The sequence below is a fragment of the Rhodanobacter sp. T12-5 genome (assembly GCF_008329435.1).
GTDB lineage: Bacteria > Pseudomonadota > Gammaproteobacteria > Xanthomonadales > Rhodanobacteraceae > Rhodanobacter.
The window spans coordinates 927529-949260 of sequence record NZ_NPKN01000001.1 but is presented as its reverse complement, the minus strand read 5'-3'; the positions used below and the strand labels follow the sequence as shown (position 1 = coordinate 949260).

The following is a 21732-nucleotide window of genomic DNA, read 5'->3' as shown; positions in this document are numbered from 1 at the left end:
GCCTTCGTCCATCGCGATCGGGTGGATCAGGCTCACCACCATCTTCACGTTGTCGCCCGGCATCACCATCTCCACACCGTCCGGCAACTGGCAAGCGCCGGTCACGTCGGTCGTGCGGAAGTAGAACTGCGGACGGTAACCCTTGAAGAACGGCGTATGACGGCCACCCTCGTCCTTCGACAGCACATACACCTCAGCCTCGAAGTCCGTATGCGGGGTGATCGTGCCCGGCTTGGCCAGCACCTGGCCACGCTCCACGTCGTCACGCTTCAGGCCGCGCAGCAGCAGACCGGCGTTGTCGCCTGCCTGACCCTGGTCCAGCAGCTTGCGGAACATTTCCACGCCGGTCACGGTGGTCTTCTGCGTGTCGCGGATGCCGACCACTTCGATTTCGTCGCCGACCTTGATGATGCCGCGCTCGATACGACCGGTCACCACGGTGCCGCGGCCCGAAATCGAGAACACGTCTTCCACCGGCATCAGGAACGGCTTGTCGATCGTGCGCACCGGCTCCGGGATGTAGCTGTCCAGCGCGTCCACCAGCTTGATGATCGACGGCACGCCGATTTCGCTCTGGTCACCTTCCAGCGCCTTCAGCGCCGAACCGTGGATGATCGGGGTGTCGTCGCCCGGGAAGTCGTACTTGCTCAGCAGCTCGCGCACTTCCATCTCGACCAGCTCGAGCAGCTCGGCGTCGTCGACCATGTCCGCCTTGTTCAGGAACACCACGATGTACGGCACGCCGACCTGGCGCGACAGCAGGATGTGCTCGCGCGTCTGCGGCATCGGGCCGTCCGCGGCCGAGCACACCAGGATCGCGCCGTCCATCTGCGCCGCACCCGTGATCATGTTCTTCACATAATCCGCATGGCCCGGGCAGTCCACGTGCGCGTAGTGGCGCACCGGCGACTCGTATTCCACGTGGGCGGTCGAGATCGTGATGCCGCGCGCCTTCTCTTCCGGCGCCGCGTCGATCGCGCTGTAGTCCTTGAACTCGCCACCGAAACGTTCTGCACCGACCTTCGTCAGCGCCGCCGTCAGCGTCGTCTTGCCGTGATCCACGTGACCAATCGTGCCGACGTTGACGTGCGGCTTGGTGCGTTCGAATTTACCCTTTGCCATGACTCAAACCTCTGAGAGAACCTATTTGATGATACGCCCACGAATGGCCGCTTCTTTTAAGAGTGCGGCCATGCGCATGGCCGCTTCCTGATCCTTGCCGCTGCGATCAGGAAGATCGCACAAGTTACGCGTTCTTCATGACCTGCTCGGCGATGTTGCTCGGCGCCTCCGCGTAATGGTCGAATTCCATCGTGAACGTGGCGCGACCCTGGGTCAGCGAACGGATCGTCGTCGCATAACCGAACATTTCGCCCAGCGGCACCATCGCGTCGATGGTCTTGCCCGACGGCGTGTCGTCCTGGCCCTGGAGCAGGCCGCGGCGACGGCTCATGTCGCCCATGACGTCGCCGACGTAGTCTTCCGGCGTCACCACTTCGATCTTCATGATCGGCTCGAGCAACACCGGCGAAGCCTTGGCGAAGCCCTGCTTGAACGCCATCGAGGCCGCCAGCTTGAACGCCATTTCGGACGAGTCGACATCATGGTAGGAGCCGAACACGAGCTTCACCTTCACGCCGACGACCGGGAAGCCGGCCAGCGGACCGCTGGTGATGGTCTCGCGCAGACCCTTCTCGACGGACGGAATGAATTCCTTCGGAATCACGCCACCGGTGATGTCGTTGATGAAGAGGAAATCGTCCTTCACGTTCGGGTTGGCGCGATCCTCCTCGGTCATCGGGGACAGCTCGATCACGACGTGACCGTACTGACCCTTGCCGCCCGACTGCTTGGCGTGCTTGTAATCCGACTTGACGTCCGACGAACGGATCGTCTCGCGGTAAGCCACCTGCGGCTTGCCGACGTTGGCCTCGACGTTGAACTCGCGGCGCATGCGGTCGACCAGGATGTCCAGGTGCAACTCGCCCATGCCCGAGATGATCGTCTGGCCCGATTCTTCGTCGGTGCGCACGCGGAACGACGGATCTTCCGCGGCCAGACGGCCGAGGGCGACACCCATCTTTTCCTGGTCCGATTTGGTCTTCGGCTCGACCGCCATCGAGATCACCGGCTCCGGGAACGTCATCCGCTCCAGGGTGATGATGTGATCCTGCGCGCACAGCGTGTCGCCGGTCGTCACGTCCTTCAGGCCGACTGCGGCGGCGATGTCGCCGGCACGGACTTCCTTCAGTTCCTGACGCTCGTTCGCGTGCATCTGCAGGAGGCGCCCGATGCGCTCCTTCTTGCTCTTGACCGGGTTGTATACGGCGTCGCCGGAGTTCAACGTGCCCGAATAGACACGGAAGAACGTCAGCGAACCGACGAACGGATCGGTCATGATCTTGAACGCGAGCGCTGAGAACGGCGCGCTGTCGTCCGCCTTGCGCGTCGCCTCGTTCTCGTCCTCGTCCACACCGGCAACCGGCGGGCGATCAGCAGGTGATGGCAACAGCTGCACCACCGCGTCAAGCATCGCCTGGACGCCCTTGTTCTTGAACGCCGTGCCGCAGTAGACCGGAATGATCTCGTTGGCAAGCGTGCGCTGACGCAGGCCGGCGATGATCTCGTCCTCGTCGAGTTCGCCCTCTTCGAGATACTTGTTCATCAGATCTTCGGTAGCTTCGGCAGCGGACTCGACCATGTAGGCGCGTGCCTCCGCAGCCTGGTCAGCCAGATCCGCCGGAATCTCCCGGTACTCGAACTTCATGCCCTGGGTTTCCATGTCCCAGATGATCGCCTTCATCTTGAGCAGGTCGACCACGCCCTCGAAGCCGTCTTCGGCACCGATCGGCACCTGCATCGGCACGGCGTGCGCACCAAGACGTGCCTTCAGCTGGCTGACGACCTTGTCGAAATTGGCACCGGTGCGGTCCATCTTGTTGACGAAGGCCAGACGCGGCACCTTGTACTTGTTCGCCTGACGCCACACCGTCTCGGACTGTGGCTGCACGCCACCGACCGCGCAGAGCACGAACACGGCGCCGTCGAGCACGCGCAGCGAGCGCTCGACTTCGATGGTGAAGTCCACGTGTCCGGGCGTATCGATGATGTTGAAGCGGTGCTGGTCGAGCGAGCCATCCATGCCCTTCCAGAACGCGGTCGTCGCCGCCGACGTGATCGTAATGCCACGCTCCTGCTCCTGCTCCATCCAGTCCATCGTGGCCGCACCGTCATGCACCTCGCCAATCTTGTGACTGACGCCGGTGTAGAACAGGATGCGCTCCGTGGTGGTGGTCTTGCCGGCATCGATGTGGGCCATGATGCCGAAGTTGCGGTAGCGATCGATTGGAGTGGTGCGTGCCATTGATATGTACCTGTGCCGGGCCGCCCTGCCCGATTTATGCGGCCATCCGGGCCACGTTTAATTGAGAAGTCCGGCAGGGAGCCGGCTTGTTCCTTGCCATCGGGAAAAATGGCAAGGACACACGAAGCCCGGCATGCTTGCCGGCTTGTTCAAGCCAGCCAAAATGGCGGCCTGGATTTCAGCAGCCCGTCACGGATGGCGGGTCTGTTTCCGCCATCACGAAGGACGGCAGAAGATGCGCTTACCAGCGGTAGTGCGAAAAGGCCTTGTTGGCCTCGGCCATGCGATGCGTTTCTTCGCGCTTCTTGGCAGCACCGCCGCGGCTTTCGGAAGCCTCCAGCAGTTCGGCAGCCAGCTTGCGCGGCATCGAGGTCTCGCCACGCTTGCGGGCGGCGTCGATGACCCAGCGCATCGCCAGCGCCATGCGGCGACCCGGACGCACTTCGACCGGCACCTGGTAGGTGGCGCCGCCAACACGGCGCGACTTCACCTCGACCGCAGGGGCGATGTTGTTCAGCGCCTTCTCGACCAGAGCCACCGGCTCGGCATTCTTTTCGCCGATGTGCTGCAGGGCACCATAGACGATGCTCTCGGCGACCGACTTCTTGCCGCTCTTCATCACCATGTTGATGAAACGGGCGATCAGCTGACTGCCGTGCTTGGGATCCGGCAGAACCAGACGGGCGGGATGTGAACCTTTACGCGACATGTTTGTTGTCCGTTATTTTCGCGGACATTCCTGTCCGCCTGAAAGCGGCCAGCAAAGGCCGCACTGACATTATTTCTTCGGGCGCTTCGCGCCGTACTTCGAGCGCGACTGACGGCGCTTGGTGACACCTGCACAGTCGAGGCTGCCGCGCACCGTGTGGTAACGCACGCCGGGCAGATCCTTGACGCGACCGCCGCGGATCAGCACCACCGAGTGCTCCTGCAGGTTGTGACCTTCACCACCGATGTAGCTGATGATCTCGAAGCCGTTGGTCAGGCGCACCTTGGCAACCTTGCGCAGGGCCGAGTTCGGCTTTTTCGGGGTGGTCGTGTAAACGCGCGTGCAGACGCCGCGACGCTGCGGGCTGCTCTGAAGCGCCGGCGACCCGCTCTTGTAGGTCTTGGGGCTGCGGTTTTTGCGCACCAACTGATTGACTGTCGTCATGCGAAGCTGTTCCTGAAAACATAAAGGCAGCCCGATCAAGCTCGGTCTGCCAAGAAGCGGGAATTTAACATGAGCGGCCCGCCATAGGCAAGCCAGTGCTCAGCCGTCCTGGACCCGAACACGAGGTGCGTCCATGCACCTCATTTCGTATGTCAGCGAATAAGGCCCTGACCGGGCTTACTCGACACCGTTATCACTACCGGCCGGAACCTCGGCGAACGAGGCTGCAGGCGTGGAACCGGAGAGCGTCTCCAGATCCGAAGCGGACAACCCGCCCTGGCGACGACGCGATGCGTGGTACGCCAAGCCCGTGCCTGCCGGAATAAGACGGCCGACGATAACATTTTCCTTCAGGCCACGCAAGGTATCGCGCGTGCCACGAACCGCCGCCTCGGTAAGGACGCGGGTCGTTTCCTGGAACGAGGCTGCCGAAATGAACGACTCGGTCGCCAGCGACGCCTTGGTGATGCCCAGCAGGATTGACTGGTATTCGGCCGGACGCTCGCCCTTGGCGATCGCGCGCTCGTTCTCGCCATTGATACGCACGCGCTCGATCTGCTCGCCGCGCAGGTAATGGCTGTCGCCCGGCTCGACGATCTCGACCTTGCGCAGCATCTGGCGAATGATTGCCTCGATGTGCTTGTCGTTGATCTTCACGCCCTGCAGGCGATACACGTCCTGGATCTCCTTGACCAGGTACGAGGCCAGCGGCTCCACGCCCAGCAGGCGCAGGATGTCATGCGGGCTCGGCTCGCCGTCGACGACGGTTTCGCCCTTCTCCACATGCTCGCCCTCGAACACGATGACCTGACGCCACTTCGGGATCAGTTCCTCGTGCTCGTTGCCGTCGACGTCCTTGATGACCAGGCGCTGCTTGCCCTTGGTGTCCTTGCCGAAGCTGATGATGCCGGAACGCTCGGCGAGGATCGCCGGCTCCTTCGGCTTGCGTGCCTCGAACAGGTCGGCCACGCGCGGCAGACCACCGGTGATGTCGCGGGTCTTTGAGCTTTCCTGCGGAATACGGGCAACCACGTCGCCCACGCCCACTTCGGCACCGTTCTGGATCGACACGATCGCACCCGCCGGCAGGAAGTACTGCGCAGCGATGTCGGTGCCCGGCAGCTTCAGTTCGCGGCCCTTGGCGTCTTCCAGGCGCACGATCGGGCGCAGGTCCTTCGCCTGCGCACCGCGACGCTTCGGATCGGTGACCACCGCCGACTCCAGACCGGTCAGTTCGTCGGTCTGGCTCTGCACGGTGACGCCATCGAGGAAGTCGATGAAACGCACCACGCCGGCCACCTCGGTGACGATCGGATGGGTATGCGGATCCCAGTTCGCCACGGTCTGGCCCGGCTTGACCGGCGCACCGTCCTTGACCGCGATGGTGGCGCCGTACGGTACCTTGTAACGCTCGCGCTCGCGGCCGCTGGAGTCGATCACGCTCAGTTCGCCCGAGCGCGACACCGCGACCAGGTGGCCCTGCTTGTGCTGCACCGACTTCAGATTGTTGTACTTCAGCGAGCCGGTGGTCTTCACCGTCACGTTGTCCACCGCCGCCGCGCGCGAAGCCGCGCCACCGATGTGGAACGTACGCATGGTGAGCTGGGTACCCGGCTCACCGATCGACTGCGCGGCGACCACACCCACGGCCTCGCCCATGTTGACCAGGTGGCCACGGGCCAGGTCGCGGCCGTAGCACAGCTTGCACACGCCATGCGCGGCTTCGCAGGTGATCGGCGAACGCACCTTGATGATCTGCACGCCGGCCTTGTCGAGCTTCTCGACCAGGGCTTCGTTGAGCAGGGTGTCGCGGGTGACGATCGGCTGGTCGTCGTCGCCGGGGGCGTAAACGTCCTCGACCACCACGCGGCCCAGCACGCGCTCGCGCAACGGCTCGACCACATCGCCACCTTCGACGATCGGCTGCATGATCACGCCGTCCTCGGTGCCGCAGTCGTCCATCGTGATCACCACGTCCTGCGCCACGTCGACCAGGCGACGGGTCAGGTAACCGGAGTTCGCGGTCTTCAACGCGGTATCCGCCAGGCCCTTGCGGGCGCCGTGGGTCGAGTTGAAGTACTGCAGCACGTTCAGGCCTTCGCGGAAGTTGGCCTTGATCGGGGTCTCGATGATCGAGCCGTCCGGACGCGCCATCAGGCCGCGCATGCCGGCCAGCTGACGGATCTGCGCCACCGAGCCACGCGCGCCGGAATCGGCCATGATGTACAGCGAATTCATCGATTTCTGGCTGACCATCTTGCCGTCGGCATCCTTCACCTTCTCGGTGCCGATGCCGTCGATCATGGCCTTGGCTACCAGCTCGCTGGTGCGCGACCAGATGTCGACCACCTTGTTGTAGCGCTCGCCGGCGGTGACCAGGCCCGACTGGTACTGCTGCTGGATCTCGACGACTTCCTTCTCGGCTTCTTCCAGGATCGGCTTCTTTTCGTCCGGAATCAGCATGTCGTCGATGCCGATCGAGATGCCGGCGCGAGTGGCGAACCGGTAGCCGGTGTACATCAGCTTGTCGGCGAACACCACGGTCTCTTTCAGGCCCAGCAAACGGTAGCTGGAGTTGATCAGGCGCGAGATGTTCTTCTTGGTCAGCTCGGTGTTGGCCAGCTCGAAAGGCAGGCCTTCCGGCAGGATCTCCGCCAGCAGCGCACGGCCGACCGTGGTGTCGACGATCTTGGTCTCGTGGGTGCGAGTGCCGTCCTCGGCGATATGCACCAGCTTCAGGCGCACCTTGACCTTGGCGTGCAGCTCGACCGCGCGGTTGTCGTACGCACGACGCGCCTCGGAGATGCCGGAGAACACCATGCCGGTGCCCTTGACGTTGATCAGCTCGCGGGTCATGTAGTACAGGCCCAGCACGACGTCCTGGGTCGGCACGATGATCGGCTCGCCGTTGGCGGGGCTGAGGATGTTGTTGGACGACATCATCAGCGTGCGCGCTTCCAGCTGCGCCTCGATCGACAGCGGCACGTGGACGGCCATCTGGTCACCGTCGAAGTCGGCGTTGAACGCCGTACACACGAGCGGATGCAGCTGGATCGCCTTGCCTTCGATCAACTTCGGCTCGAACGCCTGGATGCCGAGGCGATGCAGGGTCGGCGCACGGTTCAGCAGCACCGGATGCTCGCGGATCACCTCTTCGAGGATGTCCCACACCTGGGCTTCTTCGCGCTCGACCAGCTTCTTCGCCGCCTTGATGGTGGTGGCTTCGCCACGCGCCTGCAGCTTGGCGAAGATGAACGGTTTGAACAGCTCCAGCGCCATCTTCTTCGGCAGACCGCACTGGTGCAGGCGCAGGGTCGGACCGACCACGATCACCGAACGACCGGAGTAGTCCACGCGCTTGCCGAGCAGGTTCTGGCGGAAGCGGCCCTGCTTGCCCTTGATCATGTCGGCGAGCGACTTCAGAGCGCGCTTGTTGGTGCCGGTGATGGCACGGCCGCGGCGGCCGTTGTCGAGCAGCGCATCGACCGATTCCTGCAGCATGCGCTTCTCGTTGCGCACGATGATGTCCGGCGCATTGAGCTCGAGCAGCCGCTTCAGGCGGTTGTTGCGGTTGATCACGCGGCGGTACAGATCGTTCAGGTCGGACGTCGCGAAACGGCCGCCGTCCAGCGGTACCAGCGGACGCAGGTCCGGCGGCAACACGGGCAGCACGGTCAGCACCATCCACTCCGGCTTGTTGCCGGATTCCAGGAACGCCTCGATCAGCTTCACGCGCTTGGTCAGCCGCTTCAGCTTGGTCTCGGAGTTGGTGGAGGTGATCTCTTCCTTCAGGCGAATGACTTCACCCGGCAGGTCGAGCGACTTCAGCAGGTGGAATACCGCCTCGGCACCCATTCGCGCGTCGAACTCGTCGCCGTGCTCTTCGGTCGCTTCCAGGTACTGGTCTTCGCTGAGCAGCTGGCCACGCTCGAGCGCCGTCATGCCCGGATCGATCACCACGAAGGCCTCGAAGTACAGGATTCGCTCGATGTCGCGCAGGGTCATGTCCAGCATCAGGCCGATGCGCGAGGGCAACGACTTGAGGAACCAGATGTGCGCGGTCGGGCTGGCCAGCTCGATGTGGCCCATGCGCTCGCGGCGCACCTTGGCCAGCGTCACTTCCGTGCCGCACTTCTCGCAGACCACGCCGCGATGCTTCATGCGCTTGTACTTGCCGCACAAGCACTCGTAGTCCTTCACCGGCCCGAAGATGGCGGCGCAGAACAGGCCGTCACGCTCCGGCTTGAAGGTACGGTAGTTGATGGTTTCCGGCTTCTTCACTTCGCCGTACGACCACGAGCGGATCAGCTCCGGCGACGCCAGCGCGATCTTGATCGCGTCAAAGTCCGGCGTGGCGCGTTGCTGATTGAAGAGGTTGAGCAGGTCTTTCATTTGAATCTCCGGTCGGAGCAAATTCTTGATGTCGAGGTCCGCGGTTCGAACAAGTGGAGCTTGCGGAATCCGGGACCGGGCTCAGGTCTGCTTCTGCAAACCACGAATCCCGAATCCCGAATCCCGTCGATCACTTGACCTCTTCCAGATCGATGTTGATGGCAAGCGAGCGGATTTCCTTCACCAGCACGTTGAAGGACTCCGGCATGCCCGCGGACATCTCGTGGTTGCCGTCGACAATGTTCTTGTACATCTGGTTGCGGCCCTGCACGTCGTCGGACTTCACCGTCAGCATTTCCTGCAGGGTGTAGGCCGCGCCGTAGGCTTCCAGCGCCCACACTTCCATTTCACCGAAGCGCTGACCACCGAATTGCGCCTTGCCGCCCAGCGGCTGCTGGGTGACCAACGAGTACGGACCGGTGGAACGTGCGTGCATCTTGTCGTCGACCAGATGGTTGAGCTTGAGGTAGTGCATGTAGCCGACGGTGACCGGACGATCGAACGCCTCGCCCGTGCGGCCGTCGTACAGCGTGGTCTGACCCGACTCGGGCAGATCCGCCAGCTTCAGCATCGCCTTGATCTCGGTCTCTTCCGCACCGTCGAACACCGGCGTCGCCATCGGCACGCCTTCCTGCAGGTTGGTGGCGAGGGTGAAGATCTCCTTGTCGGTGAGCGACTTCAGATCGACGTGCTGCACCGCGCCGGCGACGTGGTTGTTGTAGATCTGGTCGAGGAACTCGCGGATCTTGGCCACCTTCTCCTGCGCTTCGAGCATTTTCTGGATCTTCTTGCCCAGGCCTTTCGCGGCCCAGCCCAGATGGACTTCCAGGATCTGCCCGATGTTCATGCGCGACGGCACGCCCAGCGGGTTCAGCACGATGTCGACCGGCACGCCGTCGGCGGAGTACGGCATGTCTTCCACCGGCACCACGTTGGAGACCACGCCCTTGTTGCCGTGACGACCAGCCATCTTGTCGCCCGGCTGGATGCGGCGCTTCACGGCCAGGAACACCTTGACCATTTTCAGCATGCCCGGTGCGAGATCGTCGCCCTGGGTGATCTTCGCCTGCTTCTCCTTGAAGCGCTTGTCGAACTCCTCCTTGTGGCGCTTGACCTGATCGGCCGCGCGCTCGAGGAACTCGGTGACTTCCTCGTCCTTGACGTTGATCTTGAACCAGTCGTCCTTCTTCAGTCCGTCGAGATAGGCATCGGTGATCTCGGTGCCGCGCTTGAGGCCGCCCGGACCGCTCATCGCGGACTTGCCGACCAACTGGCCACGCATGCGGTTGTAGATCGCGCCTTCGAGAATGCGGAACTGGTCGTCCAGATCCTTGCGCACCCGCTTGACCTCGGTTTCCTCGATCTGCTTGGCGCGCTTGTCCTTCTCGATGCCGTCGCGGGTGAACACCTGCACGTCGATGACGGTGCCATCCATGCCCGGCGGCACGCGCAAGGATGAGTCCTTCACGTCCGATGCCTTCTCGCCGAAGATCGCGCGCAGCAGCTTTTCTTCCGGCGTCAGCTGGCTTTCGCCCTTCGGCGTGACCTTGCCGACCAGGATGTCGCCGGCCTTCACTTCCGCACCGATGTAGACGATGCCGGATTCGTCGAGTCGTGCCAGCGCCTGCTCGCCCACGTTCGGGATGTCGGCGGTGATTTCCTCGGCACCCAGCTTGGTGTCACGTGCAGGGCAGGACAGCTCCTCGATGTGGATCGAGGTATAGCGGTCTTCCTGCACGACGCGCTCGGACAACAGGATCGAGTCTTCGAAGTTGTAGCCGTTCCACGGCATGAACGCGATCAGCATGTTCTGGCCGAGCGCGAGCTCGCCCAGGTCGGTCGACGAACCGTCGGCCAGCGTGTCGCCCTTCGCCACCACGTCACCCACGTTCACCAGCGGACGCTGGTTGAGGTTGGTGTTCTGGTTGGAACGGGTGTACTTGGTCAACGTGTAGATGTCGACGCCGGCGTCGTTGTCGCCGACCTCGTCCTCATTCACGCGCACCACGATGCGCGCTGCGTCGACCTGGTCGATCACGCCGCCGCGCTTGGCGGAGACGATGACGCCGGAGTCGCGCGCCACCGCACGCTCGATGCCGGTGCCCACCAGCGGGGTCTGCGAACGCAGGGTCGGTACGGCCTGGCGCTGCATGTTAGCGCCCATCAGCGCGCGGTTCGCGTCATCGTGCTCCAGGAACGGCACCAGTGCCGCCGCGACCGATACGGTCTGCATCGGCGAGACGTCCATGTAGTCGACCTCGGACGCCGGACGCAGCTCGGATTCGCCGCGGAAACGGCAGGACACGAAGTCCTCCAGGAACGCGCCATGCTTGTCCAGCGGCGAGTTCGCCTGCGCGATCACGTGGTCGCCTTCCTCGATCGCCGACAGGTAATCGACCTTGTCGGTGACCTTGCTGTTGGCGACCTTGCGGTACGGCGTCTCGAGGAAGCCGTACGAGTTGGTGCGGGCGTACACGGCCAGCGAGTTGATCAGGCCGATGTTCGGGCCTTCCGGCGTTTCGATGGTGCAGACGCGACCGTAATGGGTCGGGTGCACGTCACGCACTTCGAAGCCGGCGCGTTCGCGGGTCAGGCCGCCCGGCCCGAGCGCGGAGACACGGCGCTTGTGCGTCACTTCGGACAGCGGGTTGTTCTGGTCCATGAACTGCGAAAGCTGCGACGAACCGAAGAATTCCTTCACCGCCGCCGCAACCGGCTTGGCGTTGATCAGGTCCTGCGGCGTCAAGCCATCCGCCTCGGCCAGCGACAAGCGCTCGCGCACCGCACGCTCGACGCGCACCAGGCCGATGCGGAAGGTGTTCTCGGCCATCTCGCCGACCGAACGCACGCGGCGATTGCCGAGATGATCGATGTCGTCCACGGTGCCGTGACCGTTCTTGATGTCGATCAACACCTTCAGCACATCGAGGATATCGGACGACTCGCCCTGCTCCTTGACCAGCAACTGGGACGCCTCTTCCTTGCGCTCGCTGAAATACTTGTGGTCGTACAGCACGCCCGGACCGAGGATTTCCTTGCGGCCCACGCGACGGTTGAACTTCATCCGGCCCACGCTCGACAGGTCGTAGCGGTCGAAGGTGAAGAACAGGTTGAAGAACAGGTTCTGCGCGGCATCCTTGGTCGGCGGCTCGCCCGGACGCATCATGCGATAGATTTCCACCAACGCCTCCAGCGGCGTCTTGGTGTTGTCGATGCGCAAGGTATGCGAGATGTAGGCGCCGCGATCGAGGTCGTTGACGTACAGCGTGGGCAAGGTCTCGATGCCGGCCTTGCGGAATGCTTCCAGGTGCTCGGCGGTGATCTCGTCATTCGCCGACGCCAGCAATTCGCCAGTGCCACTGTCGACGATATCGGTGGCCAGGATGCGGCCGATCGGATAATCGTCCGGCACTTCCAGCGCAGTGATGTTCTCGGCCGCCAGCTGACGCACGTGGCGCGCCGTGATGCGCTTGCCGGCTTCCACCAGCACCTTGCCGCCGATCGCCAGGTCGAAGCTCAGCGTCTCGCCGCGCAGGCGCTCGGCAACCAGCTCCAGCGTGGTGCCGCCCTTCTTGCCCAGGTGGAACACGTTGTGTTCGAAGAAGATGCCCAGCATCTCTTCATTGTTGTAACCGAGCGCGCGCAGCAGCACCGTCACCGGCAATTTGCGGCGACGGTCGATGCGGGTGAACAGCGCGTCCTTCGGGTCGAACTCGAAGTCCAGCCAGGAGCCGCGGTAGGGGATCACGCGGGCCGAGAACAGCAGCTTGCCCGAGCTGTGCGTCTTGCCGCGGTCGTGGTCGAAGAACACGCCCGGCGAACGATGCAGCTGCGAGACGATGACGCGCTCGGTGCCGTTGATGATGAAGGTGCCGGTGTCGGTCATGAGCGGAATCTCGCCCATGTAGACCTCCTGCTCCTTGATGTACTTCACCACCTTCTTCGAGGCCGGGCTGTCCTTGTCGTAGATGACCAGGCGCACGGTGGTGCGCAGCGGCGCACCGTAGGTCATGCCGCGGTTGCGGCACTCGCGCTCGTCGAATGCCGGCTCGCCGAGACGATAATCGACATACTCGAGCGCTGCGTTGCCCGAGTAGCTGGAGATCGGGAACACCGACTTCAGCGCGGCATGCAAACCCTTCTCGCCGCGCTGTTTCGGCGCGACATGCTCCTGCAGGAACTCCCGGTAGGAATCGGTCTGGATGGTCAGCAGGTTCGGCACGCCCAGTACGGGCGGACGCTTGCCAAAATCCTTGCGGATGCGTTTCTTCTCGGTAAACGAGTAGGCCATGATCGGTAGCGCCTCGGTTCGCAGTGACGCCGGTGGTGCACACACCGGCTGAATGAATAATTTGTCTTTACCGGACGGCCAAGGCCGCCCGGGTCAGGGATTTGGGAATCGAGAATCGGGAATCGTCAGAGGCCGCGTACCGGCGCTGTCATTGCGATTTCAGATTCTCCATTCCCCTTTCCTGTCTAAGCGGGCAAAGCCCGGGGGCTCACGCCCCCAGGCTCGCTTGACGCTAGATCAAACTGACGACGCGCAAGGCGTCAATTACTTCAGTTCGACAGTGGCGCCGGCAGCTTCGAGGTCCTTCTTGAACTTCTCGGCGTCTTCCTTCGACACGGCTTCCTTCAGGACGCCACCGGCCTCGGTGAGGTCCTTGGCTTCCTTCAGGCCCAGGCCGGTGATCGCGCGAACAGCCTTGATCACGTCGACCTTCTTGGCGCCGGCGGTCTTCAGGATGACGTCGAATTCGGTCTGCGCTTCGGCAGCCGGGGCAGCAGCGGCCGGGCCGGCAACGGCAACCGGAGCGGCGGCGGTCACGCCAAACTTCTCTTCGATGGCCTTGACCAGATCCATCACTTCCATCAGCGACTTGGCGGCTACGGCTTCAACGATTTGTTCGTTGGACAGGGACATTTGATTTACCTCTGAAATGGATTCGATTTGTTGAGTAGATGTCGAACTCAGGCGGGCTCGGCTTCAGCGGGAGCTTCGGCGGCGACTTCGCCACCACCCTGCTGATCGGCCACGGCCTTGATGACGCGGGCGAACATCGTGGCCGGTTCGGCCAGTACGCGGGCCAGCATGGCCAGCGCCTGTTCGCGGGTCGGCAACGCAGCCAGCACATCGACGTGTTCAGCCGGCAGCAACTTGCCTTCCACCGAGACGATTTTCGCCTTCAGCTTGTCGTTGCCCTTGGCGAATTCCTTGATCAGACGACCGGCAGCGCCGGGTTCTTCCATCGAGAACGCATACAGCAGCGGACCGACCAGGGCGTCCTTGACGACCTCGAATTCGGTACCGGCGACGGCGCGCGACGCCAGCGTGTTCTTGACGACTCGCAAGTACACACTGGATTCACGGGCCTTCTTGCGCATCGCGGTCATCTGCTCGACCGTGGTGCCCGCGTACTCGACAGCAATCAGGGAGTGGGCCTTCGCGGCAACTTCTGCCAGTTCGGCGACTACTTCATGCTTCTGAGACAGATTTAGAGCCATTGCACTCCTCCAAATGAACTCCGCTCACGGCTCCTGCCGCTTGCGGTCCTGGGCGACGCCGTCCGTGACGTCGGGGGCACTTCGGCGCCCCGGGTGGTGGCCTTTCCAGAACACATCGAACCATTCCAGATCGGGCGACACCATCTGCGCAGGCCGGATTTGCAAGAAACCCGATTAAGCGACCCCGCTGGCGACAACGGCGATTCCATGCCAGTGCGAGCGTCCTGCCCGTCGTCGTCGCGCGCTGATCGCGCCTGCGGTCTTTGACAGCGACCCCGACCTGTACCGGCCGGGGCTGCCCTCAAAAACTTGCCCGTCCCGGCGAAACCGCCGGGACGGGACTTGATGCTTACTTGGCGACGGTCAGCGACGAGGTATCGACGGCAACGCCGACGCCCATCGTGCTGGACAATGCCACCTTCTGCAGGAACTGACCCTTCGCTGCGGCCGGCTTGGCCTTCAGCAGATCGGCGATCAGCGTGTTGAGATTGTCCGCCAGCTGGGTGGCCTCGAAGCTGGCCTTGCCGATGGTGGCGTGGATGATGCCCGCCTTGTCGTTGCGGAACTTCACCTGGCCGGCCTTGGCGTTCTTGACCGCGGTGGCGACATCGGCGGTGACCGAGCCGTCCTTCGGGTTCGGCATCAGGCCGCGCGGACCGAGCAGCTGGCCCAGCTTGCCGACCACGCGCATCGCGTCCGGCGTGGCGATCACGCGACCGAAGTCGAGATCACCGGCCTGCATGCGCTCGGCCAGGTCGTCCATGCCGACGGCGTCGGCACCGGCAGCCTTGGCAGCCTCGGCCTTCTCGCCCGGCGGGCAGAACACGGCGACCTTGACGGTCTTGCCGGTGCCATGCGGCAGCAGCGAGGAACCACGCACACCCTGGTCCGACTTCTTCGCGTCGATACCCAGACGCACGGCCACGTCGACCGACTCGGCGAACTTCGCCTTGGCGTTGTCCTTGACGATCTTCAGGGCTTCTTCCAGGCCATAGAACTTGCCCGGCTGCACCGCGGCCTGCGCCGACTTCATACGCTTCGTGAGCTTTGCCATGTCTTAACCCTCCACCACAAGGCCCATGCTGCGGGCGCTACCGGCAATGGTGCGCACCGCGGCGTCGAGATCGGCAGCCGTCAGATCCGGCTCCTTCTGCTTGGCAATGTCTTCCAGCTGCTTGCGGGTGACCTTGCCGACCTTGTCGGTATTCGGCTTCTGCGAACCCTTGGCGACACCGGTGGCCTTCTTCAGAAGGATGGTGGCGGGCGGGGTCTTGGTGATGAAGGTGAAGCTTCGATCGGAATACGCCGTGATGATGGTCGGAATCGGCAGACCCGGCTCCAGCTTCTGCGTGGCGGCATTGAACGCCTTGCAGAACTCCATGATGTTCAGGCCGCGCTGACCGAGGGCGGGACCGACGGGCGGCGACGGATTGGCCTGACCGGCCTTGACCTGCAGTTTGATGTAGCCGACAACTTTCTTTGCCATGGGAATTTTCCTCGCGAGTCCAGGCGCCCTGCGGCTCCTCGCTGTTCACCGGTCCGTGGATGGAAGGAAGATCTGCCTCGTGCAGATCCGAAACACGGGCACGCCGGGTCAAAAAGACCCAGCGTGAACCGCGCAGTATAGAGATTTAGCAGATCGTCAGCAAGCCCCGTGCCAGTGAGGGCATTGGGGTGAAATCAAGGCAAGGGAGATCTGGTCAGGCAGAGTTCCCCCTCTCCAACTCTCCCCCGCAAACGGGGGAGAGGGCAAAGGTCGTGAGCGGGAGGCGCTCGACTGAACCTCACCCTTTACTCAGGCCTTTTCGACCTGACCAAATTCCAGTTCGACAGGGGTGGAGCGACCGAAGATCAGCACCGCGACACGCAGGCGGCTCTTCTCGTAGTTGACTTCCTCGACCACGCCGTTGAAATCGTTGAACGGGCCTTCGGTGACGCGAACCATCTCGCCTGGCTCGAACAGCACCTTGGGCCTGGGCTTCTCGACGCCTTCGCGCACGCGGCTCAGGATGGCATCGGCTTCGCTGTCCTTGATCGGCAGCGGTCGATCGGCGGTACCGCCGATGAAACCCATGACCTTCGGGGTTTCCTTGATCAGATGCCAGCACTCGTCGTCGATCCGCGGCGACTTGCCCTCGGTATTCGTCTCGATCTGCACCAGCACGTAACCGGGGAAGAACTTGCGATCGCTGCGACGCTTCTGGCCGCCGCGCATCTCGATCACTTCCTCGGTCGGCACCAGCACTTCGCCGAACTTTTCTTCCATCGCTTCGCGCTTGATGCGCTCTTCAAGCGATCGCTTCACCTGGTTCTCGAAGCCCGAATAGGCGTGCACCACATACCAACGCTTGCTCATGCTCACCACCTCAGGAACCCAATTTCAGCAGCCAGTCGAGAATGACCGACTTGAGAATCAGGTCGATCAGACCCAGCAGCAACGACAGGACGATCACCACCACGATGATGATGCCGGTGGTCTTCAGCGTCTCGTCGCGCGTGGGCCAGACCACCTTGCGCATCTCGAACTGCGATTCGCCGATGAAATTCCGCACCCGACGCCCCAGTGCGGTAAACGCCGCGATGGTCAGTGCGATGATCAGCGCAGCCAGCACACCCAGCAGGCGTACCGACGAGGAGATGTTGCCGTCCCGACCAAACCAGGAATAGGCGAAGATACCGGCAACCAGCACCAGCCCCGCCAGTACCAGCTTGCCGATGTCGGCGGCGTTCGTGCCCTTGGGCTGTTCTGCCTTGGTATTCATGCACTAGTGACCGGGTGTCAGCAGCATGTCGTGCCTTGCGGCCGACCCTGCCATCGTCACCCGTCTCGATCCTCGGGGAAGTGGCACGCCAGGAGGGACTTGAACCCCCAACCTGCGGTTTTGGAGACCGCTGCTCTGCCAATTGAGCTACTGGCGTATGAACGGGAATCGGGATTCGAGATTCGGGATTCGTGAAAAGCGGAAGGGTGATGCCCCTCCGAATCCCGAATCCCGAATCCCGAATCCCGCAATAGCTTACTTGATGACCTTGGCCACCACGCCGGCGCCGACGGTGCGGCCGCCTTCGCGGATGGCGAAACGCAGGCCTTCGTCCATCGCGATCGGGTGGATCAGGCTCACCACCATCTTCACGTTGTCGCCCGGCATCACCATCTCCACACCGTCCGGCAACTGGCAAGCGCCGGTCACGTCGGTCGTGCGGAAGTAGAACTGCGGACGGTAACCCTTGAAGAACGGCGTATGACGGCCACCCTCGTCCTTCGACAGCACATACACCTCAGCCTCGAAGTCCGTATGCGGGGTGATCGTGCCCGGCTTGGCCAGCACCTGGCCACGCTCCACGTCGTCACGCTTCAGGCCGCGCAGCAGCAGACCGGCGTTGTCGCCTGCCTGACCCTGGTCCAGCAGCTTGCGGAACATTTCCACGCCGGTCACGGTGGTCTTCTGCGTGTCGCGGATGCCGACCACTTCGATTTCGTCGCCGACCTTGATGATGCCGCGCTCGATACGACCGGTCACCACGGTGCCGCGGCCCGAAATCGAGAACACGTCTTCCACCGGCATCAGGAACGGCTTGTCGATCGTGCGCACCGGCTCCGGGATGTAGCTGTCCAGCGCGTCCACCAGCTTGATGATCGACGGCACGCCGATTTCGCTCTGGTCACCTTCCAGCGCCTTCAGCGCCGAACCGTGGATGATCGGGGTGTCGTCGCCCGGGAAGTCGTACTTGCTCAGCAGCTCGCGCACTTCCATCTCGACCAGCTCGAGCAGCTCGGCGTCGTCGACCATGTCCGCCTTGTTCAGGAACACCACGATGTACGGCACGCCGACCTGGCGCGACAGCAGGATGTGCTCGCGCGTCTGCGGCATCGGGCCGTCCGCGGCCGAGCACACCAGGATCGCGCCGTCCATCTGCGCCGCACCCGTGATCATGTTCTTCACATAATCCGCATGGCCCGGGCAGTCCACGTGCGCGTAGTGGCGCACCGGCGACTCGTATTCCACGTGGGCGGTCGAGATCGTGATGCCGCGCGCCTTCTCTTCCGGCGCCGCGTCGATCGCGCTGTAGTCCTTGAACTCGCCACCGAAACGTTCTGCACCGACCTTCGTCAGCGCTGCCGTCAGCGTCGTCTTGCCGTGATCCACGTGACCAATCGTGCCGACGTTGACGTGCGGCTTGGTGCGTTCGAATTTACCCTTTGCCATGCGCGCTAAACCCCGATGGAGTCGATGAGTTGAAGGAACCTGCCCGTTTCGGGGCTGGCCGTGACGGCCGTGAAATGGTGCTCATAACAGGAATCGAACCTGTGACCTCTTCCTTACCAAGGAAGTGCTCTACCGACTGAGCTACATGAGCGTGTATTTGGTGTACTGGCAGATGCAGCGCAATGGAGCGGAAGGCGGGAATCGAACCCGCGTAATCAGTTTGGAAAACTGATGTTCTACCATTGAACTACTCCCGCCCTGCGCGGAACTCTTGCTGGCCGCGCCGCTTTCACGTCGCGTGGTACCACTTGCAACACTGGTGGAGGGAGGTGGATTCGAACCACCGAAGGCGTAAGCCAGCAGATTTACAGTCTGCCCCCGTTGGCCGCTTGGGTATCCCTCCAACAAAGAACGCGTATTGTGTGGATCGGGCCCTGAACTGTCAACACCTCGTCGCCCGTATACGCGATTTTCTGCGGAGTTGTCAGCCCGGCGATGCAGCGCGCAGGTCGACCAGTTGCTCCATCCCCTTGGACAATTCCAGCAGCCGTTTCGCCTGCGCCTGCAGCAGCCGCTCCCCTTCATCGCGAGGCTCCCACCGCGGCACCGGGGTCGGCTTGCCGTCCGGACTGTCGAGCGCCACGAACACCATCACGCAACTGGTCGCCAGGCGTTGCTCATCCTTGCGCAGGTCGCGCGCCAGCACGTCGACTGCCATGTGCATGCTGCTGGTGCCGGTATGGATCAGTCGTGCCCGCACCGTGACCAGGTCGCCGATCAGGATCGGCGCCACGAACTGGATGCCGCTGACCGACGCGGTGACGCAATATGCACCGCTCCAGCCCACTGCACAGGCGTAACCGGCCTGGTCGATCCACTTCATCGCCATGCCGCCGTGCACCTTGCCGCCGAAATTGACGTCGGTAGGCTGGGCGAGGAAGCGGAATGTCACTTCGTGCTGTTGTCCGGACATGGGGCGGCATCTCGAGGGGGCGTTTGGGCCGGTGATTATGCCTTGGCTGCCACGATCACGAGGCCGCCGCCCTGGCAGCTCATGCAGGCAGCCAGATCCAGGCCCGAATCGATCGCGTGGCAGCCTCGACGCCCTTCAGCTCGGCGTAGCCCTTGCGCAAGGCAAGCCGGAGGCCGAGCGCGCGGACGGCGGCGTGCGCCGGCCGCTTGCCGTCGCGACTCCAGACGGGCGTCTTCGCGCTTCCAGGATCGGTGCCGGGGCTGAAGGCGCGCCGGCTCAGTTGCCTGGCTGGGTCTGCGGTGCTTCCGCTCGTCAGACGTTGAACAGGAAGTGCAGCACGTCGCCGTCCTTGACGATGTACTCCTTGCCTTCCTTGCGCAGCCGGCCGGCCGCCGCCGCACCGGCCTCGCCCTTGTACTGGATGAAGTCGTCGTAGCCGACCGTCTCGGCGCGGATGAAGCCGCGTTCAAAGTCGGTGTGGATCACCCCGGCGGCCTGCGGTGCGGTGGCGCCTCGCTTCACCTGCCACGCACGTACTTCCTTCACGCCGGCGGTGAAATAGGTCTGCAGGTCGAGCAGCTTGTAGCCGGCGCGGATCACCCGGTTCAGGCCCGGCTCGTCCAGGCCCATGTCCTTCAGGAATTCGTCGCGATCAGCCTCGTCGAGCTGCGCCAGTTCCTCCTCGATCGCCGCGCACACCGGCACCACCTCGGCACCCTCGGCGACGGCGCGCTCGCGCACGGCGTCCAGCAACGGGTTGTTCTCGAAGCCGTCGTCGGCGACGTTGGCGATGTACATCAGCGGCTTCAGGGTGAGCAGAAACAGGTCGCGCACCAGCGCCTTCTCTTCCTCGTCCAGTCCCAGGCTGCGCGCCGACCTGCCTTCGTTGAGGCCGGCGGAGAGTTTCTGCAACACCGGCTTGCGCGCCATGGCTTCCTTGTCGTTCGCCTTGGCCGCGCGCTCGGCGCGGTTCAGCGCCTTGTCCACCGACTCCAGGTCGGCCAGCGCCAGCTCGGTGTCGATCGTGTCGATGTCGGAGATCGGGTCGACCTTGCCGGCGACGTGGATCACGTCACCCTCGAAGCAGCGCACCACGTGGGCGATCGCATCGACCTCGCGGATGTGCGCCAGGAACTTGTTGCCCAGGCCCTCGCCTTTCGACGCACCGGCGACCAGGCCGGCGATGTCGACGAACTCCACCGCGGTCGGCACCACCTTCTGCGGGTTGACGATCGCCGCCAGCGCATTCAGCCGCGGGTCCGGCACCGGCACCACACCCACGTTCGGCTCGATCGTGCAGAACGGGAAGTTCGCCGCGGCGATGCCGGCCTTGGTCAGCGCATTGAACAGGGTGGACTTGCCGACGTTGGGCAGACCGACGATGCCGCATTTGATGCCCATGGTGGAACTCCGGGAAACAGGGAATGAGAAACCGGGAACATGAAGTGGGGGGAGGCGTGGACGTTGCAGCCCTTGATCGGGCGCTTACGTTCCCCGTTCCCCATTTCCCGTTCCCGTCGTATGCAACTGCTGCATCGCCTTGTCGAACTGGCCTTCCACCGCCAGCGGCAGCACGTCCAGCGCACGCGCGATGCCGTCGAGGATCGCGTCCTCGTCCGTGGCCGACGGCCGCCCCAGCACCCATGGCGTGACCTGGTCGCGGTGGCCGGGATGGCCGATGCCCACGCGCAGGCGATGGAACTTGCCGTGGCCAAGGTGCGCCATGATGTCGCGCAGGCCGTTCTGGCCGCCGTGGCCGCCGTCGAACTTCAGGCGCGCGGTGCCGGGCGGCAGGTCCAGGTCGTCATGCGCGATCAGGCACTGCTCCGGCTCGATCTTGTAGTAGCGCAGCGCCGAGACCACGGCGATGCCGCTCTTGTTCATGAAGGTGGCCGGCTTGAGCAGCCATACCGGCTGGCCGCCGATGCGTACCCGGCAGGTTTCGCCATGCAGCTTGCCGTCGAAACCGAAGCGCTCGCCCTGCCCGCTGGCGAGAGCGTCCACAAACCAGAACCCGGCGTTGTGCCGGGTTCGGAGATATTCGGCACCGGGGTTGCCCAGTCCGACAATGAGCTGCAATCCAGCCATGATCGACCACGAAGTCCCGCGCCCGCACCGAGCGCGGGACTTTGCGTGG

General features: G+C 63.5%; 16 protein-coding genes and 4 tRNA genes. All 20 read right to left on the bottom strand.

Going from position 1 to position 21732, the window contains the following annotated elements; genetic code table 11:
• Window positions 1–1122 (bottom strand): elongation factor Tu (gene tuf / locus CIW53_RS04050; RefSeq protein ID WP_149363391.1); only part of this gene is annotated, 1122 nt, incomplete at its 3' end.
• 124 nt (window positions 1123–1246) lie between these two features.
• The gene (gene fusA / locus CIW53_RS04045; protein WP_149363390.1) at window positions 1247–3364 is read right to left on the bottom strand and encodes an elongation factor G; all 2118 of its coding nucleotides are present in this window, start codon (window positions 3362–3364) and stop codon (window positions 1247–1249) included.
• Window positions 3365–3605: 241 nt separating this feature from the next.
• Entirely contained in the window at window positions 3606–4073 is a 468-nt protein-coding gene (gene rpsG / locus CIW53_RS04040) for a 30S ribosomal protein S7 (protein WP_007514548.1), read from the bottom strand.
• 69 nt (window positions 4074–4142) lie between these two features.
• A complete protein-coding gene (rpsL, locus tag CIW53_RS04035) occupies window positions 4143–4517 on the bottom strand; it encodes a 30S ribosomal protein S12 (protein WP_149363389.1) in 375 nt (124 codons plus the stop codon).
• Between the two features lie 177 nt (window positions 4518–4694).
• On the bottom strand, window positions 4695–8909 hold the full coding sequence (gene rpoC / locus CIW53_RS04030; protein WP_149363388.1) for a DNA-directed RNA polymerase subunit beta': 4215 nt from the start codon (window positions 8907–8909) through the stop codon (window positions 4695–4697).
• A gap of 130 nt (window positions 8910–9039) precedes the next feature.
• Window positions 9040–13203 (bottom strand): DNA-directed RNA polymerase subunit beta, encoded by a 4164-nt coding sequence (gene rpoB / locus CIW53_RS04025; RefSeq protein ID WP_172969580.1) that lies wholly within the window; start codon window positions 13201–13203, stop codon window positions 9040–9042.
• Between the two features lie 261 nt (window positions 13204–13464).
• On the bottom strand, window positions 13465–13833 hold the full coding sequence (rplL, locus tag CIW53_RS04020; protein WP_149363386.1) for a 50S ribosomal protein L7/L12: 369 nt from the start codon (window positions 13831–13833) through the stop codon (window positions 13465–13467).
• A 47-nt stretch (window positions 13834–13880) separates the two neighbouring features.
• Complete coding sequence (gene rplJ / locus CIW53_RS04015) at window positions 13881–14414, bottom strand: 50S ribosomal protein L10 (protein ID WP_149363385.1); 534 nt, start codon at window positions 14412–14414, stop codon at window positions 13881–13883.
• A 349-nt stretch (window positions 14415–14763) separates the two neighbouring features.
• Window positions 14764–15468 carry a 50S ribosomal protein L1 gene (rplA, locus tag CIW53_RS04010; protein WP_149363384.1) on the bottom strand — a complete coding sequence of 235 codons (705 nt, stop codon included), beginning with the start codon at window positions 15466–15468 and terminating at the stop codon, window positions 14764–14766.
• A 3-nt stretch (window positions 15469–15471) separates the two neighbouring features.
• Complete coding sequence (gene rplK / locus CIW53_RS04005) at window positions 15472–15900, bottom strand: 50S ribosomal protein L11 (protein WP_027491701.1); 429 nt, start codon at window positions 15898–15900, stop codon at window positions 15472–15474.
• A gap of 309 nt (window positions 15901–16209) precedes the next feature.
• The gene (nusG, locus tag CIW53_RS04000) at window positions 16210–16770 is read right to left on the bottom strand and encodes a transcription termination/antitermination protein NusG (RefSeq protein ID WP_149363383.1); all 561 of its coding nucleotides are present in this window, start codon (window positions 16768–16770) and stop codon (window positions 16210–16212) included.
• Between the two features lie 10 nt (window positions 16771–16780).
• The gene (secE, locus tag CIW53_RS03995) at window positions 16781–17176 is read right to left on the bottom strand and encodes a preprotein translocase subunit SecE (protein WP_149363382.1); all 396 of its coding nucleotides are present in this window, start codon (window positions 17174–17176) and stop codon (window positions 16781–16783) included.
• Window positions 17177–17257: 81 nt separating this feature from the next.
• Window positions 17258–17333 (bottom strand) — tRNA-Trp (locus CIW53_RS03990).
• A 98-nt stretch (window positions 17334–17431) separates the two neighbouring features.
• Window positions 17432–18622, bottom strand: coding sequence for an elongation factor Tu (gene tuf / locus CIW53_RS03985; protein ID WP_149363381.1), 1191 nt, complete (start codon window positions 18620–18622; stop codon window positions 17432–17434).
• Window positions 18623–18697: 75 nt separating this feature from the next.
• A tRNA-Thr gene (locus CIW53_RS03980) sits at window positions 18698–18773 on the bottom strand.
• A gap of 32 nt (window positions 18774–18805) precedes the next feature.
• A tRNA-Gly gene (locus tag CIW53_RS03975) sits at window positions 18806–18879 on the bottom strand.
• 60 nt (window positions 18880–18939) lie between these two features.
• Window positions 18940–19025, bottom strand: a tRNA-Tyr gene (locus CIW53_RS03970).
• A gap of 81 nt (window positions 19026–19106) precedes the next feature.
• The gene (locus CIW53_RS03965) at window positions 19107–19595 is read right to left on the bottom strand and encodes an acyl-CoA thioesterase (protein ID WP_149363380.1); all 489 of its coding nucleotides are present in this window, start codon (window positions 19593–19595) and stop codon (window positions 19107–19109) included.
• 312 nt (window positions 19596–19907) lie between these two features.
• Entirely contained in the window at window positions 19908–20996 is a 1089-nt protein-coding gene (gene ychF, locus CIW53_RS03960) for a redox-regulated ATPase YchF (RefSeq protein WP_149363379.1), read from the bottom strand.
• Between the two features lie 84 nt (window positions 20997–21080).
• On the bottom strand, window positions 21081–21683 hold the full coding sequence (gene pth, locus CIW53_RS03955; protein WP_149363378.1) for an aminoacyl-tRNA hydrolase: 603 nt from the start codon (window positions 21681–21683) through the stop codon (window positions 21081–21083).
• Window positions 21684–21732: the final 49 nt, after the last annotated feature.

What these genes read in the sequence shown, in the direction of transcription:
- fusA (WP_149363390.1), bottom strand. Translation starts at nt 3,364, where the DNA reads ATGGCACGCACCACTCCAATCGATCGCTACCGCAACTTCGGCATCATG.
- rplK (WP_027491701.1), bottom strand. Translation starts at nt 15,900, where the DNA reads ATGGCAAAGAAAGTTGTCGGCTACATCAAACTGCAGGTCAAGGCCGGT.
- nusG (WP_149363383.1), bottom strand. Translation starts at nt 16,770, where the DNA reads ATGAGCAAGCGTTGGTATGTGGTGCACGCCTATTCGGGCTTCGAGAAC.
- ychF (WP_149363379.1), bottom strand. Translation starts at nt 20,996, where the DNA reads ATGGGCATCAAATGCGGCATCGTCGGTCTGCCCAACGTCGGCAAGTCC.
- tuf (WP_149363381.1), bottom strand. Translation starts at nt 18,622, where the DNA reads ATGGCAAAGGGTAAATTCGAACGCACCAAGCCGCACGTCAACGTCGGC.
- rpsG (WP_007514548.1), bottom strand. Translation starts at nt 4,073, where the DNA reads ATGTCGCGTAAAGGTTCACATCCCGCCCGTCTGGTTCTGCCGGATCCC.
- rpsL (WP_149363389.1), bottom strand. Translation starts at nt 4,517, where the DNA reads ATGACGACAGTCAATCAGTTGGTGCGCAAAAACCGCAGCCCCAAGACC.
- rplA (WP_149363384.1), bottom strand. Translation starts at nt 15,468, where the DNA reads ATGGCAAAGCTCACGAAGCGTATGAAGTCGGCGCAGGCCGCGGTGCAG.
- rplJ (WP_149363385.1), bottom strand. Translation starts at nt 14,414, where the DNA reads ATGGCTCTAAATCTGTCTCAGAAGCATGAAGTAGTCGCCGAACTGGCA.
- CIW53_RS03965 (WP_149363380.1), bottom strand. Translation starts at nt 19,595, where the DNA reads ATGTCCGGACAACAGCACGAAGTGACATTCCGCTTCCTCGCCCAGCCT.
- rplL (WP_149363386.1), bottom strand. Translation starts at nt 13,833, where the DNA reads ATGTCCCTGTCCAACGAACAAATCGTTGAAGCCGTAGCCGCCAAGTCG.
- rpoC (WP_149363388.1), bottom strand. Translation starts at nt 8,909, where the DNA reads ATGAAAGACCTGCTCAACCTCTTCAATCAGCAACGCGCCACGCCGGAC.
- pth (WP_149363378.1), bottom strand. Translation starts at nt 21,683, where the DNA reads ATGGCTGGATTGCAGCTCATTGTCGGACTGGGCAACCCCGGTGCCGAA.
- secE (WP_149363382.1), bottom strand. Translation starts at nt 17,176, where the DNA reads ATGAATACCAAGGCAGAACAGCCCAAGGGCACGAACGCCGCCGACATC.